The 18,529-nt window shown below is 42.5% G+C and carries 16 protein-coding genes; 5 read left to right on the forward strand and 11 right to left on the reverse strand.

All coding sequences use genetic code 11. The features are described 5' to 3' along the window. Window positions 1-216: 216 nt before the first annotated feature. Together HPK16_RS07185 and secA2 are read right to left on the reverse strand one after the other, a co-directional pair. The gene (locus HPK16_RS07185) at window positions 217-1,383 is read right to left on the reverse strand and encodes an AI-2E family transporter (RefSeq protein WP_181676320.1); all 1,167 of its coding nucleotides are present in this window, start codon (window positions 1,381-1,383) and stop codon (window positions 217-219) included. Window positions 1,384-1,465: 82 nt separating this feature from the next. Beyond that, complete coding sequence (gene secA2 / locus HPK16_RS07190) at window positions 1,466-3,784, reverse strand: accessory Sec system translocase SecA2 (protein ID WP_181676321.1); 2,319 nt, start codon at window positions 3,782-3,784, stop codon at window positions 1,466-1,468. Between the two features lie 429 nt (window positions 3,785-4,213). Between secA2 and HPK16_RS07195 the strand changes: the two genes are divergently transcribed. Then, the gene (locus HPK16_RS07195) at window positions 4,214-6,034 is read left to right on the forward strand and encodes a LysM peptidoglycan-binding domain-containing protein (RefSeq protein WP_181676322.1); all 1,821 of its coding nucleotides are present in this window, start codon (window positions 4,214-4,216) and stop codon (window positions 6,032-6,034) included. Between the two features lie 78 nt (window positions 6,035-6,112). On the opposite strand, the gene HPK16_RS07200 is transcribed toward HPK16_RS07195, so the two are convergent. After that, entirely contained in the window at window positions 6,113-8,563 is a 2,451-nt protein-coding gene (locus tag HPK16_RS07200) for a right-handed parallel beta-helix repeat-containing protein (protein WP_181676323.1), read from the reverse strand. Between the two features lie 229 nt (window positions 8,564-8,792). Here HPK16_RS07200 and HPK16_RS07205 point away from each other — a divergent pair, with 229 nt between their 5' ends. Then, window positions 8,793-9,983, forward strand: a complete 1,191-nt coding sequence (locus tag HPK16_RS07205) for a class I SAM-dependent methyltransferase (protein ID WP_181676341.1) — start codon at window positions 8,793-8,795, stop codon at window positions 9,981-9,983. Window positions 9,984-10,036: 53 nt separating this feature from the next. On the opposite strand, the gene HPK16_RS07210 is transcribed toward HPK16_RS07205, so the two are convergent. Both HPK16_RS07210 and HPK16_RS07215 read right to left on the reverse strand, forming a co-directional pair. Further along, window positions 10,037-10,429 carry a hypothetical protein gene (locus tag HPK16_RS07210; protein WP_181676324.1) on the reverse strand — a complete coding sequence of 131 codons (393 nt, stop codon included), beginning with the start codon at window positions 10,427-10,429 and terminating at the stop codon, window positions 10,037-10,039. A 166-nt stretch (window positions 10,430-10,595) separates the two neighbouring features. Next, window positions 10,596-11,372: a hypothetical protein gene (locus HPK16_RS07215; protein ID WP_181676325.1), complete on the reverse strand. Its 777-nt coding sequence runs from the start codon at window positions 11,370-11,372 to the stop codon at window positions 10,596-10,598. 284 nt (window positions 11,373-11,656) lie between these two features. Here HPK16_RS07215 and HPK16_RS07220 point away from each other — a divergent pair, with 284 nt between their 5' ends. Beyond that, window positions 11,657-12,907 carry a hypothetical protein gene (locus HPK16_RS07220; protein ID WP_181676326.1) on the forward strand — a complete coding sequence of 417 codons (1,251 nt, stop codon included), beginning with the start codon at window positions 11,657-11,659 and terminating at the stop codon, window positions 12,905-12,907. A 9-nt stretch (window positions 12,908-12,916) separates the two neighbouring features. Here the strand turns inward: HPK16_RS07220 and HPK16_RS07225 are convergent, their stop codons facing one another. Further along, window positions 12,917-13,951 carry an SDR family oxidoreductase gene (locus tag HPK16_RS07225; RefSeq protein ID WP_181676327.1) on the reverse strand — a complete coding sequence of 345 codons (1,035 nt, stop codon included), beginning with the start codon at window positions 13,949-13,951 and terminating at the stop codon, window positions 12,917-12,919. Between the two features lie 125 nt (window positions 13,952-14,076). On the opposite strand from HPK16_RS07225, the gene HPK16_RS07230 reads away from it, so the two are divergent. Further along, complete coding sequence (locus HPK16_RS07230) at window positions 14,077-14,511, forward strand: MerR family transcriptional regulator (RefSeq protein ID WP_181676328.1); 435 nt, start codon at window positions 14,077-14,079, stop codon at window positions 14,509-14,511. Between the two features lie 63 nt (window positions 14,512-14,574). Here HPK16_RS07230 and HPK16_RS07235 read toward each other — a convergent pair whose 3' ends face one another. From HPK16_RS07235 to HPK16_RS07255, 5 genes are read right to left on the reverse strand one after another with little or no spacing between them, the layout of a single operon-like run. Beyond that, window positions 14,575-14,985, reverse strand: a complete 411-nt coding sequence (locus tag HPK16_RS07235; protein WP_181676329.1) for a VOC family protein — start codon at window positions 14,983-14,985, stop codon at window positions 14,575-14,577. Between the two features lie 16 nt (window positions 14,986-15,001). Beyond that, a complete protein-coding gene (locus tag HPK16_RS07240) occupies window positions 15,002-15,316 on the reverse strand; it encodes a hypothetical protein (protein ID WP_181676330.1) in 315 nt (104 codons plus the stop codon). A 59-nt stretch (window positions 15,317-15,375) separates the two neighbouring features. After that, a complete protein-coding gene (locus HPK16_RS07245) occupies window positions 15,376-16,302 on the reverse strand; it encodes an NADP-dependent oxidoreductase (protein ID WP_181676331.1) in 927 nt (308 codons plus the stop codon). Between the two features lie 22 nt (window positions 16,303-16,324). Further along, on the reverse strand, window positions 16,325-16,990 hold the full coding sequence (locus HPK16_RS07250) for an alpha/beta hydrolase (RefSeq protein ID WP_181676332.1): 666 nt from the start codon (window positions 16,988-16,990) through the stop codon (window positions 16,325-16,327). 14 nt (window positions 16,991-17,004) lie between these two features. After that, complete coding sequence (locus tag HPK16_RS07255; RefSeq protein ID WP_036060774.1) at window positions 17,005-17,214, reverse strand: YdbC family protein; 210 nt, start codon at window positions 17,212-17,214, stop codon at window positions 17,005-17,007. Between the two features lie 170 nt (window positions 17,215-17,384). Here HPK16_RS07255 and HPK16_RS07260 point away from each other — a divergent pair, with 170 nt between their 5' ends. Further along, complete coding sequence (locus tag HPK16_RS07260) at window positions 17,385-18,137, forward strand: threonine/serine exporter family protein (RefSeq protein ID WP_181676333.1); 753 nt, start codon at window positions 17,385-17,387, stop codon at window positions 18,135-18,137. Window positions 18,138-18,529 lie beyond the last annotated feature (392 nt).

Genomic DNA, 18,529 nt, shown 5'->3' on the forward strand with positions numbered 1-18,529 from the left:
CGTTCGTCCTTATATTGGTACTGTAAGTCACTTCGTTCCAACAGTACCAACAACAAAAAAACCGACCAGCTAGGGGGGGCTGGTCGGAAAAAAGGAGTTTAAAGGATCGGTAGTTAGAAAAAGGGGGGAAACTAACTGCTGTCCTTGTTTACATTCTCTATATTACAGGGGTTCGATGAAATTTTCTTGTGTTCTTCATGAGAATTTCATTGGATTTTATTTTGTTGGCTTGTCTTCTTCTAAATAGTTGCTTTCTGGTTGTTCGCCGTATAGTCCGGATACGCGTTTAAACCACGTGAACATGTGGGTCACGATGACTTTAAGTACGGCGTAACCTGGTACCGCAAAAATGACGCCTAGTATGCCGAATAGTTTTCCGGATACTAAAATCACGAATAGTATCGTAATCGGATGTACTTTTAGCGTTTTACCCATAACTTGTGGGGAGATGAATTTCCCTTCTAATAATTGTACGACTACCCAAACGATAATCAGTTTTAAAAGTAACCATGGTGATGTCACGATTGCTATAATAATCGCTGGTGTAATCGCAATAACGGGCCCTAAGTATGGCACAATGCTCGTACATGCAGCGATGATTGCGAGGGTCAGCGCGTACGGTAATCCGATGATAATGTACCCAATGAATAGCAAAATACCGATGCAAAAACTAACAATAATCTGGCCGCGGATATATGAACTGATTTGGCCATTAGATTCGTGTAAAACTTGGCGTGTATGCGCGCGTGAGTTAACTGGTAGCATTTTTAATAAGTAATCTGGTAGTTTCTTGCCGTCTTTTAGTAGATAGAACAGGACTAGCGGTGTTGTTACGATTGCCAGTACAACTTCGGTAACCGTCCCGACAACGTTTCCGATGCTATCGACCGCGCTACTTACAACACTTCCGCCTTTTTCAGAGATTGTTTTGGTAATCTCGCTCAGATTTCCTTGTACCTTGTCTTTTACTTGATCGAACAGCGGTGATTCTGAGAATTCATTGAACTTCGCGACGACTTTATCCCAGTAAGAAGGGAAAGTTTTCACCAAGCTCACGATTTGATCTTTCACAGCTGGCACGATAAAACTGAAAATCAATACGATAATCCCAGCGATAATAACGTACAGCAAGGCAATCGACCAACCGCGTTTCCAGCCCTTGCCCTCCAGCCAATCGATCAGCGGATTAAATAGATAGTAGGCGATTCCGGCCAAAATAATTGGTGCTGCAATCGTTGCTATAATGACCATAATCGGGTCAAAAATAAATGATATCTTCGTTAATACATAAATGTCCAGCGCTACTAATAAGAAAATTAGCAGACCGAGTACAAATTTATTTTCTGTAATAAACTGTTTGAATTTTGAAATGGACTCTTTCATTCTCCCAACCTTCTTTCCCTTTATTTTCATCTCGTTGGGGACTATTATACAAGTAATCCCTTGAGATATCACGCATTTCTGTTTAGCCTAGTACGAGCCCTTCTGGATCCAGTTCCAATAAGGCGTGTGCAAAATAGAAATGGTAGCGGTCTTGGAAATTTGTAAATAGCTCTGCGCCTTCTTTCTGATACATCACGAGTGGGTCTTGTTGCCCGTAAGCGCGTAAATGGATTCCTTCGCGGAGTTGCACCATTTGATCCAAGTGCATCACCCACATTTGATCCAGCAAATTCAGATAAACCTCTTTTTCAATTTGATTAATCGTCCCAGTTGGGAATTTCGTTCGTTGTTTACGATGCCAGAAAATGAGGGCTTCCACGGCTTCTTCTTGTGACATCAACGTGACTTGGTCAAATGAATGTGGAAATTTCGTCCCGCCGAGTAACTCCCCCATTTTTGCGTAACCCGCATCTAAATCTGGTTCGCGTTCTGAGAAGACATCTTCTGCCACTTCCCGCAAAATTCGTTCGGAAAAAGCGCCCAATTTATCGATGCCAAGCAGGCGGTCGCGCTCTTCGTATACCTTTTTGCGTTGGATATCGATAACCTCATCATAGGCGAGCAGGTCCTTTCGAATATCGTAGTTCGAGCCTTCCAAACGTTTCTGCGCCTCAATCACCAACTGATGTACTTTTCGCGAATGCACAGGCTTATCATCAAAATTATATTTACGCTTCATACGACGAACATAGCTTTCCCAACGTTTGTTATCGAAATGATCCACCAATTCATCGTCCAGCGATAAAATAAACTTACTAAAACCAGGGTCACCACGGCGGCCAGAGCGTCCCATCAACTGCAAATCAATACGCCGACTTTCATGGCGCTCCGTCCCAATCACAGCAAGCCCGCCCAACGTATAGACGCCTTTATCAAGCTTAATATCCGTTCCGCGTCCCGCCATATTCGTTGCCAGCGTTACCATGCCACGTTTACCTGCACGTGCAATGATTTCCGCCTCTTGTTCATGATTTTTAGCGTTCAGCACTTGATGCGGAATTCCAGCTTTCGTAAGCAGCTCACTGACCCACTCATTACTCTTAATCGAAGACGTCCCAATCAAAATCGGCTGCCCTCGTTCATAACGCCACGAAACTTCATATACAATCGCTTCTCCTTTTTGCTCCCGCGTATAGAAAACTTCATCCTCGTTATCCACCCGGTTCACCCGCAAATGCGTCGGAATCACCACAACATCCATATTATAAATATGACGGAACTCCTCTTCCTCCGTTTTTGCCGTCCCCGTCATGCCCGAAAGCTTCTTATACATCCGAAAATAATTCTGAATCGTAATCGTCGCTAGCGTCCGTGATTCCTCGCGAACCTCCACGCCTTCTTTTGCCTCAATCGCTTGGTGCAAGCCATCATTAAAACGCCGTCCTGGTAGCGCCCGTCCTGTATGCGGATCAATAATCAAAACTTCCCCGTCCAGCACGACATAATCCTTATCCTTATGCATCAAAAAATGCGCCCGTAAAAGTAGCGTCGTAATCCGATGGAGCGGCTGATGTTCCTCCGCATACAACGAATCAATACCCCAAAAACGTTGAGCCTTCTCGATTCCAGCGTCATGCAACCACACGAATCGCTTCTTCTCCTCGACCTCATAATCATCCGTCAGCATCGTCCGAACAAGCGTATCCGCAACACCGTACAGCGTCAAATCCTCTTCTTTGCGATCCGAAATCAAAAGCGGCGTCCGCGCCTCGTCAATCAAAATCGAATCCGCCTCATCAATCAGCACGAAATCAAGACTCGTCTGCACTTTGTCCTCCGACTGACGCACCATATTGTCCCGCAAATAATCAAAGCCGAACTCAGCCGCCGTTCCGTAAATAACGTCCGCCTTATAGATCGCCTGTTTCTGCTCCTTCTCAAGCCCCGAAATATTCAATCCGACAGATAAACCTAGGTACTCCAACACGCGCCCAATTTCCTCGCGGTCACGTTTAGCCAAATACTCATTCGCCGTCACAAGATGCACCTTATTCCCCCGCAAAACCTCTATGTACATGACAAACAAAGAAACGAGCGTCTTTCCTTCCCCCGTCTTCATTTCCGCGATTTTCCCATCACCGAGCACGAAAGCCCCGATTAACTGTACCATCACAGCTTCCAGACCGACCGTACGCCTCGCAGCCTCTCTCACAAGCGCAAAAATATAAATTCGATCCCGCTCCGTAATCTCCCGTTCCTGAAACTTTTGCAGCCAATGTTGCGTCTGTTCCTGCAAGGCCGACTGATCCATCAATCTATATAAATCTTCTCGCTTCACTACCTCACGAGCCAAATCCCGATATGCTTTTACTATTTTTCGATCATCATATGTTTGTGCCATTTTTTATGCCTCCTAATCCTCCCCTATTATAACCTAGAAAGCCTTGCAAAACCAAGAAATTCACGGATTAATTTTCACATTAGGTCATGATTAGTAGAAACAACTCGAATTCAATTGTTACAGTTTGATTAAATTTTTCTGTTGCCGATTACCAATAGGTTTCGTGTCACGCAACTCTATTAAAGCTATTGTATATCGATATGTCTCGCTGTTTCCCAAGCTCATGCGCTCTCTGATTCGATAAAACATGCGTTCTGATTTCTCTTCTTTACAACCATGTTACAGAAACGACCGCGTGTTCATGAAATAGCTCCAAATCCTGATTTCTCCATTTGTAATTTAATTTAATTCCCCGTAGAATGGGTATTACATGAGTATGTATATAAAGAAAAAACCTAGAACCAAAAGTAAGAGAGGAGTTTTAAAAATATGAAAAAGGCGGCAATCGCAACGGCAACTGCAGGAATCGCAGTAACAGCCTTCGCAGCACCAACTATCGCATCAGCAAGCACGGTCATCGTACAAGCAGGTGACACACTATGGGGAATCGCTCAAAAAGCAGGTACAGACGTTGATTCTATAAAAAAAGCCAATAATCTAACTTCAGATACAATCCATCCTGGCCAAAAATTAGAAGTCAATAAGGTTACCGAAGAAACAAAGAAAGCAGTCAACGCAACCTGGTTAAACGTTCGCCAAGGTCCAAGCGCTGACAACAATATTATTACTTCCATTAAAGGTGGCACGCAAGTCACTGTTGAAACAACCGAAGCAAACGGCTGGAACAAAGTCGTATACGCAGACGGCAAATCAGGTTATGTCAATGGCAAATACCTATCTGATGTCACTGCTGTAGCCGCTGTTGTCGAAACAGAAGCGCCAAGCACACCTGTACAAGAAGAAGAAGTAACTGAACCACAAACCGAAACACCAGTCGCGCCAAAAGCCGAGGCAGAAGTAACACAACCTGCTGTAGAGCAAGAAGTAGTAGCAGACGCGACAACACATAAAGTAAAAAGCGGCGACACACTTTGGGCATTATCAACCAAATATGGCGTATCCGTTCAAAACTTGATCGCATGGAATAACCTATCTTCCTCTTCCATCTACGTTGGTCAAACACTTGCAGTGGATCAAAGTGAAGCACAAGCTCCTGCTGCACCCGTTAAAGAAGAAGTAACAGCTCCTGTTGTGAAAGAAGAAGCACCGGAAACCGTTACAGAAACTGCACCACCAACGAAAGAAGAAGTCAAAGAAGAGGTTAAAGAAGAAACTCCTGCTCCAGTTGCACCACCGAAATTGGAACAAAACGAAGCTCCAGTCGTTCAAGTAGATACAAACGCATCTACATACACCGTTCAATCTGGCGACTCGCTTTCTAAAATTGCAACACTTTTTAGCACAAGCGTAGCAAACTTACAAGCAATCAACAGCCTAACTGACGATAACATTGTTGTCGGCGACGTTTTAAAAGTGAAAGGTTCAGCACCAGTGAAAGAAACGGTGGATAAACCTGACACTGAAAAACCAGCCGTAACACCAGAAGTATCGAAACCAGATACTAACACGACAACTAATGTAAGCAAACCAAGCAAGCCGAATAAGCCAGTTGTACAATCTTCTAATACGTCTAAATACACTGTCCAAAGTGGCGATTCTTACTTCACAATCGCGCAAAAATTTGGCACAACCGTAGCTAACTTGAAAGCACTAAACAATGCGTCAAGCGACAGCCTACAAGTTGGAGATGTATTGAAGGTAAAAGGAACAGCTTCAAACGTCAACAAACCATCCACTTCAAACAATAATAGCAGCAATTCAAATGCAAACACCAATACTGGTAACTCCAATAACAATTCCAATAGCAATTCATCATCTAGCAGTGCAAGTTTCAGCGCACTCATGAACGAAGCGCAGAAGCATCTTGGAAAACCTTATTCTTGGGGCGGTAATGGACCATCCACATTCGATTGCTCTGGTTATACGAAATATGTTTTCGCAAAACTTGGTATTTCGATTCCACGTACATCTGGATCACAATACGCAGCTTCCACAAAAATCAGCGCGAGCCAAGCACAACCTGGCGACCTTGTATTCTTTGATTATGGTAGCGGTATTGCACACGTTGGTATCTACATCGGCGGCGGTCAAATGATCGACGCACAAGATAACGGCGTGAAAATCGATAATATCACATCTGGTTACTGGGCTAGATATCTTGTAGGATACGGCAAAGTTGCTAATTTCTAAACAATAAACGAAGCAGAATAATCATCCACGCCTGGAAAACGGGTTTGGACGACTATTCTGCTTCTTTATTTTGACAGACTAATTCGCTATTCTAAAATCAACTCGAACAATCTCTCTAAAGAACTGGTCCACACCGACTAATTCATACGTGCTCCCATCCTTTTGAACGACGTCACCTAAGCCTTTTAATACGTAGGTTTTGGCGAACACATCCGCATCCGCTTGCTTCACGGCGACATTATTTTTCAATAATCGAACTCGCGAGATTGGACCATCAAATTCTCCTCGATTCTCCATTGTTCCGAGCGTATATGGATTAGGCGTCAAGCTCACCTGCAGCGCATTGACCTGTAAATCGATTCGAACCACTTCTTTATAACCCGTGTCCAAACCGACCACTTCATATTGGCTGCCATCCTTCGCTACGATGCTCTCCAAACCTCTCATTTTGTAACTATCCGCTACAATATCCGCCTGCTTCACGATTTTACCATCTTTAGAAAGCCGCACGAAACAGATATTATCTTGAAATTTCCCCGTCAATTCCTGATCACCAACCGTATATTCTGGCACAGCTAAAATCGACCGCATTTCCAGTGGGATACGAACAACCTCTTGATAGTTTTTATCCACGCCAATAATGGTATAACTGCTGCCATCATTGCGAATCAGACTCCTCATTTCCTTGAAGTTATAATTCGACCCAACCGTGTCCGCTTGCTTCAACACCTGATTATTTTTCAAAAGTCGAACCTTCGTGACAGCGCCTCCAAAACCACCTTGATAGCCATCAGTACCAATGATATATGCTGGGGTATCTAGTATTGGCAGCACTTTCAGCGGAATTCGCAACACCTCTTTGTACGCCTTATCCACACCGAGAAGTTCATACGATGCCCCGTCCTCTTTCACAAATCCGTCCACGCCTCGGAATGTGTAGCTTTTGGTCGCCTCATCTGTCTCCGCTTGCTTGATAACCACACCATCTTTCACTAACCTAACCTTCCAAACTGGTTCCCGATACTGTCCCGTATACAAATTTGTGCTAGTGTAGAGCGGCTTATCCTGTAAATAATACGTGTCATCCAGCGATTCAATATTCCCCCGAACCGCTTTTACGGTATCGCCATTCCACGTATTCAAAACCGTTCCGAGATCTGTTAGCTTCACTTTTTCCCCATTGTATTCCTTGTCACTCACCGAAACAAGATAATCTAGTCGCGTCGCCATCTCGATTTTATTCCCAATCAGAAGCAGTTTTTCCGTCGTCGAACTGACTGTGAAAAATGCGAAATAGCCGTTATCCACCAGCTTTCCGTCCACCGCGAATTGATTATTTGTAAAGGCTATCCCAGCCGTGTCCCCTTCAAAAATCCGAACAGGATAGCGAATATTGCCCTCTGCCCGAAATGTATTTTGCTCCAGCCGAATATTGCTCGGCTTCGTCACAATCGGCGCCCCGTCCTTCTCTTTCTCGCGGCTATTAATGTAAACCAATGTGAAAATATCGCGCCCCTTCAAATCGACCTCGTTTCCCGTCGCGACAACATCCTTAACACCACACAGCCGAATTCCCGTGAAAAAAATGACATGTTCTTTATAAATTTCCTCCCCGTAATCCGCTAGAATCTTCGTATTATTCGGATTGTAACTATTGACCCTGCCCGCCGTCAAAACATTATTTTTGATGATCAAATTCTCGTTTTTCGGACCATAACTATCAATCCCAGCATCATTCATCACATCAACCGGAATCCCCGCCTCATATTTCGTCTTGAAATGCTCATAACCATAGCGCTGCATCCAATTCGTAATCCGGTTATTCTCAATCAAAATCGGCTCGTTCTTCCCGCCATTAAAGCGATACATCTGAATCCCCGAACGCCCAAGATCCGTCAAATCGTTATCCTCAATCCGGACATTCTTGCAAAACTCCAGCCCAATCCCGTTCTGTAAACCCGAGTTCTGAATCGTATTCCCGCTGATCGTTGCATTTTTCAGCCGGCCAAGATAAAGCGCGGAACTCCCCTTCTTCTTCGCATCGATGATACAATTCTCGATTGTAAGCCCATCCATGACCTGATAATCATCATAATTCGCCTCATCATACGCCTCCCCAAAACTCACAAGACTCGACGCCTTCTGATCCACCGCATCATCCGCATACGTCATTTTCAAATTTTCCAGCCGAATCGCATTCGCCGAAAGACGATTCGTTATTCCCGTCACCACTTTTGTGAAAATAAAAGTCGTATCGTGGCTTCCCGCCCCAACAATTGTAACGTTTGACGGAATCGCCAGCGTTTGACTAAAATAAAAATTCCCTTTTGGCACATAGATTGTCGTAGGTTTAGCCTTATCCAAATTACGCATCACATCATTCCAATTATAAGCATTCTGATCAGCAAACTCCTTGTTGTTAGCGGTTACATATTTATTCATATCCAATTCGTTCGTTTCTGCCTGAATCCCCTGATGTCCAACAGCACAAAAAACAACAACCATCAATATAAACAGTAACTTCTTCAAACAAAACATCCTCCCTATTTTTTGGATACTATGCCCTCTCCTGAAAATCCGTGCCTCACCCTGCCCTCCCTTCTAAAATAGCCCTTCAACTAAAATCATAGCACAACCAACTAATTAAAAAGTTAAATATTTCCGCTTAAATCCAGATACATATGAACGTTCTGTCACAATTTCGTTTCCGATTGTTTTGTGATATAGTGGAGGTACTACTTTATAAATGAGGATGAAAATTGTGAATGAAATAACCGTTAAAATAAAGAAAAAATCAGCTCAAAGCTACATAAAAGGCTATCCCTTACTGACAAAAGAAGCGCTCGTGACTTTCCCAGATATGGAAGAAGGCGTGATCCTGCGATTAGTCGATGAATCGGGCCGCTTTCTCGCAAAAGGCTATCACGGCAACCAGAATAAGGGCATTGGCTGGATATTAAGCTACGATGAAAAACAAGCACTTGATCAAGACTTTTTTGTCACACTTTTTGAAGATGCTTTTGCGAAACGTCAAGTCTTTTTCAATGATGACGCTACAACCGCATTTCGAATTTTTAATGGCGAAGGCGATGGCTTAGGCGGTTTAACCATCGATTATTACGACGGCTTTCTCGTCTTGCAATGGTATAGCCACGGGATTTATCAGTGGAAGTCGACGATCCTTGCCGCTATCAAAACCGCGATTACAACGCGCGGCATCTACGAAAAACGACGCTTCGATGCAAAAGGTCAGTATTTAGAAAGCGATGATTTTTTAGAGGGTGATACCGCCCCAGAACCACTTATCGTGAAGGAGAACGGTATCAATTACGCGGTTTACTTAAATGACGGCGCGATGACCGGTATTTTCCTCGATCAACGCGATGTTCGTAAAACGATTTGCGACACCTACGCCGCGGGACGAACCGTTTTGAATACCTTCTCCTACACCGGCGCATTTTCTGTTGCCGCTGCATTTGGAGGCGCGGCGCATACAACAAATGTCGACGTCGCCAATCGTAGCATCCCGAAAACCCGCGAGCAATTCACCGTGAACGAACTCGATCCAGCAGCACACACCATCATGGCCGAAGACGTTTTTCAGTATTTCAAATACGCGAATCGCAAAGAATTGGCATTCGATATGGTCATTCTAGACCCACCAAGCTTCGCCCGCACGAAAAAAACAACATTCAGCGTCGCGAAAGATTACGGAAAGTTGCTGGAAGAAAGCATCGCGATTACGAATCCAAATGGGATCATCGTCGCATCAACGAATTACGCTGGATATGGCATGGATAAATTCAAACAGGTTGTGCAAGAAGCGTTTAAGAATCAAGGTCGGGAATATCGAATTGTCGAGCAATTTACACTACCCGCAGATTTCGTGACACGCAACAGTTTTAAAGAAGGCGATTATTTGAAGGTATTATTTTTGGAAGTAAGATAGAAAAGAACCTCCGATTAAGGCGTTTAGAAATGCCTTGATCGGAGGTTCTTATTTTACGCGGAAGTGCTTTGATTCGAGCACTCCTGATTAAATGTTTTGTTTGCTAGTATTTGAAATACGATTGCTATAGCGATAATGGCTAGGAAAACCGAACTGAGCCAAAGAGACCAATTCCAAAAATTTGTCCCCACAAGCCAGATGAGCATAACCAAGATTCCAATCATTGAGAAAATATAGGACGTAAACAAAAGGCGTTGCACCTTAGAACTCAAAACAGTCACCGTATTCTTATCCTTAATGTGACGCCATATTCGACCACTCACCATACGATGTACCAAGTAATTGTCCAGCTGCCCTTTTTTGATTCTTTGAGCGCCGATAATGCTCATTGGAATTATGGATAGTATAGTGATTGTTAGCACGATAACGATAAATAGATTCCACATGTGTTGTTCCTCCTCTGCTTTCCATCTATGACTTCATCATACCCCAAAAATCAGCTGTAGTAAATATCTTTCTCAATACCTTATTTTAAAAAATAAATCATATAAAGAAGCCAGCAGTTATACTGACTTCTCATTGTGTAAAATAATCTATAAATTAGCCACTTGCTTATTCTCTAACAAAACCCATAACATATTCCTCATCATCTTCTCGCGAACCGTATATGCTTCCTTCTGTTATTTTATACACATCTCCTTTTTTAATTTTAACAGGTGTATTTTTTATATTGAATGTAGCGACTTGCATCCCTGTATATAATATATCGGAGCCCATAATGTTCTCATCAAAGTATGGGTAGGTATTTTCCGCTATTAATTGTCCATTTACATACAGCGAAAACCTAACCGAAGACCCATAAAAAACATAGCGCGAAGCTCGGACTCTGACCATATCCTTAGACACCTTGACTGGTAACTCTACTTTTATTTGGTGATACGTATCCGATTGAAAGAAATTAGGATCGTCAACACGAACTTCCCCACGCAAATTCCCCTCAATACCTCTCACAGTTGATAGAGCATCGAGATGATCTTTTACCACTATAGTAAACGCGTCTGTTCCTATTAATTTCGTGTGTAGCCTTAAATCAAACCTCCCCTCATCCGTCTCGGTTATCGCTGTGCTAATTAATTGCCCGCCAGAAGCGTATAAATGTACATAGAATCCCTTTCTATCTTCGCCATAGTTAGCGGAAACATAACCAGTAATATTCGTACTGTTCTCGGTTACTGGATCGTCCAAGTGAACATAAGACCCCATTGGCACATATCCCATACTTTTCTCTACCCAAGGTCCTTCATCAGCAGACACAACATTCCCTTTTACAATAAGCATCATAAACAACATACTTGCAAAAAATAAAACTACCTTAACTTTTCTTCCCATCTAACATCCCTCATTCATTCCATATTTTGAAAAAAATATCTTAGGCTTGGTTACTATGATATTTTCAAATCAACATCTATATACTTGTTTGTTAATTTTATAACAATATATTATCATACATTTGTTGTTATGTAAAACGTTTTCATAACATGTTTATATACCTACTAAAAATACGTATCATCTCTCACATTTAAACTATTGCAAATTTAAAGTAATAATGTTAACCTTTAAAAAAATACATTAACAATATCTTAAAGTACCTTCCTTAGAAAGGGGAGTGCATCATGTACGATATAATCATCATCGGCGCAGGTGTTAGCAGTATCTTCACAATGCTAAAACTAGATGCCAATCAAAATATCCTCGCAATCGACGCAGGCCCCAGCATGGGAGAACGACTTAAAACCCCATCCACCACTGGTTTTGGCGGATTAGGATTATCGGAAGGAAAATATAATTTCTCCCCTGATTTGGGTAGTAATTTGAGTGAAAAAATCGGAGAAAAGCCAGTGCTCCAATATTTATCAGAGGTAGAGAATATAACCAATACATTCGGCGGAGAATCTGCATTAACCTATCAATCCCACGCAGATATCCAGAATGATTCCTCCATCCAATTCTTAAACTGCCCGACCAAGCATCTCGGCACAGAGCTTTCGAAAAAAGTGTACAACAATATATTTGCATGTTTATCTACTCAAATAGAATTCCTATTTAACAACGCAGTGACCAAAATAGCTAAAACCAATGGCATATTTCACATCACAACTTCAGAAAATAAGATTTTACACTCCAAAAAAGTCATCATTGCCACCGGTTCAAAAAAGAATCCTCTCCTGAACAAAAGTTTCGAGGAATTAGGACTCACATACGAGCGAAAAAGAATCGACATCGGTTTCCGCATCGAAATGTTAAGCGAGACATTCGATCCTATTCTCAAAAATAATTTGGAAGTCAAAATGCGAAGTGGCAGCATGTACAGCTATTGCATGAACAAATTTGGACGGGTGATCAAAAGAAACCTACATGGTCGAACAACGCCGGAGGGCCAGAACTCTAGAGAATGCACACCCAGCAAGAATTTAAATTTCACGCTTTTCCGTCCTTATTATTTTGATAGCGAAGCAGAAATGAACGCCTATCTCGATTCGCTCTTCTCCCAAATCAATCAAAATCGAGACAGAATCATCGGCTATCCACTTTACTCCCTATCATCCGAATTCGAGCCCGTCAAAGAAATCCAAGGTACACTGCCTTACGAATCAGATTTCTCAGCGAACATCCTTTTGACCGACTTATTGGACGAAACCATCGCATTTTTCCAGCATCTAGAACAGCATACAACAGCTAAAATAGATGGAAATACCTTATTATATTGCTACGATACGAAAGATTTCGGACCAGAAATACACACTAATAATCGTTTTGAGTCGAATGTCCCTAATCTCTTTTTCATCGGTGATTGTTCAGGCGTTACGCATTCCTTGTCACACGCCGCCTCTAGTGGATTATACCTCGGCGACGCGCTACGCTAAATACAGGACTTACTCGCCAATAATCCCGTGCACCACCATATTATCCACCGTAGCCAAAATAGTTTCCTCATTAGTTCCAATCGGCTCCCAGCCAAGCATTTCCTTCGCTTTTTCATTACTCACATTCCGATTCATCCGCAAAAGTAGCGATCCTTCACGCGCCTCTCTGTTAAATAAAGCGGCAAAACGAAGCAACCAATTTGGCATCGTTTTTGTGGATACCTTTGTTGCAAGGCGCGGACGCTTACTTCTTAAAAGTGCCGCCATTTCTGGCATTGATATTTGACCGTCTGCTGAAGCTATGAATCGCTCTCCATTGGCGCTAGGCGTTTCCATCGCGCGAATATGCAGATCGGCAACATCACGGACATCCACGATATTAAGCGGTATATTAGGAATAGATTTCATCGAACCGTTGAGTATATTCTCCACGATAACGAAGCTTCCAGAAATATGCGAACTCAGAGATGGCCCCAAAATGGCGACAGGATTGATGGTCGCAAATTCTAATTCCCCGCCTTGCGTCTTCACGAAATCCCATGCAGCCTTTTCTGCGAGTAATTTTGATTTTTCATATACGGATAGCCCTTTTTCATCGGGATTTGTCCAGTTTTCCTCCGTTGTGACCGTACTCAAATCCTGGTTGCTAAACCCAACAGCTCCAAAATTGGAAGTCATAATGACGCGTTTTACACCAGCGTCTCGTGCTGCTTTTAACACGCGAATAATTCCCTCCACAGCCGGTCGTATCATCTCTTCCTCGTTTTTTGGAATCGTGAAAAAGACTGGGGACGCAACACTTAGGACATATTCACACCCACGCATCGCATCCTTCCAATTGTCATCTTTTGATAAATCCGCCTCCACAAAAGTAAGCTTATCAAGCGTTGTAATACCGTTAGCTCCTAGCGTTTCCAACACTTTGTCTTTACTTTTCAGGGAACGTACCGTTGTTTTGACATTGTACCCTTTTTGTAATAATTGAAGAATCATTTGTGTACCAAGAAAACCAGTACCACCAGTCACTAAAACACTTTTTTTCATATTCCTTACCTCCATCGTATCTATTTTCCACTTGCTAATCAAGCAGATATGAACTATATTAAGAATAAAACCTAGAGTAGTGTCTAGGTCAAGCATTTTATTATTTATTTCGAGAGGAGATTGACATGACCTATTCCATCAAAGAAGTATCCGAGCTGTTCGGGCTATCCATCTACACGATCCGTTTCTACGATAAACAAGGCCTATTGCCATTTGTTTCAAAGAATGAATCCGGTCACAGAGAATTTACCCCCTCAGATTTGGCTTTTATTCAGACCATTTGTTGCTTGAAAAATACAGGTATGCAGATTAAAGATATCCGGAAATACATTGATTTTTGCATGGAGGGAACGAGTACAATTGATTCACGAAATGCGCTTCTTTCCGAACATCGTCAAACAATCCTTGAGCAGATAACCACATTAAATGATAATCTCAAGGAAATAGATGCCAAAATTGATGTATATAGTTCCCCAGATGCCATCGAAATTATCAATGCTCAAAGAAATTACGTCGCTAATGAAAAATCAGAACATCGCTTAACAAATCCTTTCGCATAAATCAAAAAAGGTAGTATCATTCATGGCTTTTAGCTCCACGAATGATACTACCTTTTCATCTATTTACGCTGCTTGAAAATTCAGCTTCCAGTTCACCCCAAAACGATCCGTCACCTCAGCGTAACTAGCGCCCCAACCAGTTTCTTGAATTTCCAGTTTTACAGTTCCGAGTACAGCTAAACTAGCAAATGCCGTTTCAAACTCTGCTTTTGTATCCGCAAAATAAGTAACAGACACTTGATCTCCGCTTGTAACGTCACCAACCGGTATATCACTTACGTAAAAGAACTCCACATCATCCTTTGCCAAACGAGCATGCGCCACCTTTTTCCCCTGTATTTCATCCCCAGAAAAGTTGGGTAACATGCTATACAAGTTTTTCATCGTTACTTCCAAATCAAACACACCTTGATAAAATGCGATTGCCTCATTTGCATCCCCATTAAACGTTAAGTACGAGATTGTTTTTGCCATTGTTTCTGCCTCCTCCTTATTTTACATCTGTTTTTTTGCCGTTTGCTACCACTTGATTTCGATGACTTTTCTTAAAAGCTACCCAGTCTTTATTTAGGACAACGATATCCTTCTGATCCGTTAAATCAAATAATGGCACCGTTTTACGCGTCATATTAAATAAATACCAACCGACCACCGTCGCAACAATAATAAGAAGCGGCCACCAGGTTTTCAAAATTATCAGCGCTAACAATGACAAAATAATAATCGCGCTCGTACTAAAAAAGACGACTAACAAGGCTTTCGTTGCCTGCTGAGAGTATTTATGTTGTTCATCTAATGTATTCATTTTCAACCTCCCCATTTCTTCCATAAAAAAGCACCCAATTTCTCAGGCGCCTCCTTATCTTACTTCAAAATCAACTTCCCAGCCACTTGCTTCTTATCAATCAACTGATGCGCGCCGATCACGCCACGTAAGTCGAATGTCAGCACTTCCGCTGTTTTTAGTTGCAATTTATGCGAACGGTATAAATCAGCCAAGTATCCCAAAGCCTCTTTATCCTTCATGTCTTTCGAACGCTTCATACGGATCGCCTTCACTTTCTTCTCGTCCGCATTTTCTGGCAAACTTGTTAGCGAAACGTAACGTCCGCCTCTTTTCACGTAGTGTAGCCCTTCCGCTGCACCTTTACCACCAAAACTCATGTCTAACACAACATTCGCTTTATTGTGCAACACTTGGGATAAATCATCGCGATCATAGGAGAAAACGTGGTCAGCGCCTAATGCACTCACGTAATCCGCATTTTTACTGCTCGCTACGCCAATCACTTTATGGCCTTGTTCTTTCGCGATTTGGACAGCTATCGAACCAACTGCTCCTGACGCACCAAGAATGATCAATTTTTCGCCTTTTTTCAGTTTGGCAACTTGAAGTGCATAGTAGGCTGTAATTCCGACTGATGCTAGTCCTGCCGCTTCCTCAATGCTCATCTCTTTCGGTTTTTTCACGACATTGTAGCTTGGAGTCGCGACATATTCGCCGTAACCGCCAATTGCTGGATGCCCAATAACAACATCTCCGACCGCGTAATTCTTCACTTTAGAACCGACCTCGGTAATTTTGCCGACAATGTCACTTCCTGGAACAATCGGGAACTCGAGTGGGCGCATTTTTTGCATCGCACCCGATCTTAGTAAGCCATCGTAAGGATTGACTCCTGCCGCTAAAACTTTGATTACTAAGCCTTTTTCACTTGCTTTTGGTTTCGGTAACTCTAATTCTTCAAATACTTCTGGCTCGCCAAATTTTGTAAAACCTAATGCTTTCATCCTGTAAAACCTCCATGTTTGTTTAACTATTTTCCTTTTTCGCCGCTGGATTATCAACTTCGACTCTCGTAAACCAATCTAGAACAATCTCTGCTTCCTCTGCCGTAACATTATGCACCACATCAAAAGTCTGATATGTCACATCATTCGTCAAGCTTTCAAAGTATTTTGCCGTCCGCTCGCCTTCCGTGACTGGGAACACAGGATCTTTGGTGCCATGTCCTATAAAAATACGTTTTGACTTCAATAGTAAATTTTTCGGTCCTTCTTCTAAAAAGGAAGGTAATTTTGTGCTTAGGAAAACACCACCGTGATACATACCACCATTTTTCGCAAACTCCGTCATGGCAACAATTCCGCCTTGATCAAAGCCAAACAGATACATTTTTTTGCGGTCAATCGATGGGTACTGTTTCAAAATAGTCTCCACAAATTCGTGAACGTTGTTTGCTGCATATGAAATCGTCTTTTCACTAGGTTCACCGTCTAACACCGGTTGGTAGTAGGAATACCCTGGGCCTTGTTGCACGCTACCTCGAATGCTGACAATGACAAAACGATCCATTATCGACTCTAATATCCCCGGCATATCTAGTTCGTCCGCTCCAATTCCGTGAAGTGTAAAGATAGTTGGAAACGTATCCTCTACCTTCCGATCAATTGGTTCATAAATATCATATGCAAACATAAACAATTCCCCCGTTACTTCGCTAATTCAGCGATTTTTTTAAACTCTTCCTCCGTGAGCGTAATACCTTTGCCCATTTTCTCATTACCTGGTGACCAATCACGAATATCATATTTGGGCGCGCGGCCGTTCCAACTAATTAGATTGACCTCTCTTCGCCATCCCTTCGAATTCTCCGACAAAACACCAATATGCTCTACAATTTCATATTCAATACTGCTCATCTGCCAAAACTCCTTTATTAAGTAATGCTCCATAGTTCATACTAACAGATATTTACCCTCAAATCGCCTCTTAGAATCGCATTTTATGAAAATCTTTTTATTTTAACTAGAAATATCGTCGTAGTTGCGTTAGGATGGGATTAGAGACTAGATAGAACGGAGGTTGAATGATGGAAGAAACTCCTCAAGATTTTTTGCTAGATACGTGTTTATTGGCGGGAAAAATTATGATGGAAAGCGGCGCGGAGATGTATCGCGTGGAAGATACAATGAGTCGAATTGCAGAAGCTGGTTCCGCGGCAAAGGGAATTAGTTTTGTGACGCCGACCGGTATTTTTATGGCTTTGCAAGGTGGTTCAGCGGTCAAAATGGAACAGATTCCGACGCGGACGATTGATTTAGAAAAGGTTTCTATAGTGAATGATTTATCACGCGAGTTCACGATGAAACAGATTTCATTAGGGCAATTTTATACACGATTGCGTTCGCTGGACAAAGAAGTGAAATTCTTCCCCATTTGGTTACAGATTGTTGCGGCTGCCGTTGTTAGTGGGACACTGATGATGATTTTCGGCGGGGTCTGGAAGGACTTATTGACCACTTGCATTATTGGCGCCATCGGATTTGTAATTTTTTATTACGGAACAGAATTTTTCAAAGTGAAATTTTTAGCAGAGTTTTTAGCTGCATTCTCGGTCGGGTTGTTAGCAGTTTTGGCGATTTCAATCGGTTGGGGCGTTAGTTTAGACAAGATGATTATCGGTGGCGTGATGCCGCTAGTCCCAGGCGTTCCGATTACAAATGCCGTGCGCGATTTACTTGCGGGACATCTGTTGTCAGGAATGGCACGCGGAACAGAAGCATTGATTACAGCCGGAACAATTGGAATTGGAATCGCCGTGGTATTTCGATTTTTTGGTTAATAGAAGTGCTGAAAGAGCCCGATAGCCTCGACAGAAATTGTTAGAGGGCGCAGGGAAAACCCGCCCTTGGTTTTTTCGGAGGCCACGAAATTTCCGAGAGGCTGGCTCTTGAAGCCGGATCAAGAGAAGTGCTGAAACGGCCCGATTATGTTGATGAACTTTCAAACCGTCGTTTGGTTTGATTTAGTGAATCAATAGGCAGTTGAACAAAGTGAAACTGACAACCTTTTAATTGTTAGAGGGCGCAGGGAAAACCCGTCCTTGTTTTTTTCGGAGGCCACGAAATTTCCGAGAGGCTGGCTCTTGAAGCCGGATCAAGAGAAGTGCTGAAACGGCCCGATTATGTTGATGAACTTTCAAACCGTCGTTTGGTTTGATTTAGTGAATCAATA

The sequence above is a fragment of the Paenilisteria rustica genome (assembly GCF_013820765.1).
Lineage (GTDB): Bacteria > Bacillota > Bacilli > Lactobacillales > Listeriaceae > Listeria_A > Listeria_A rustica.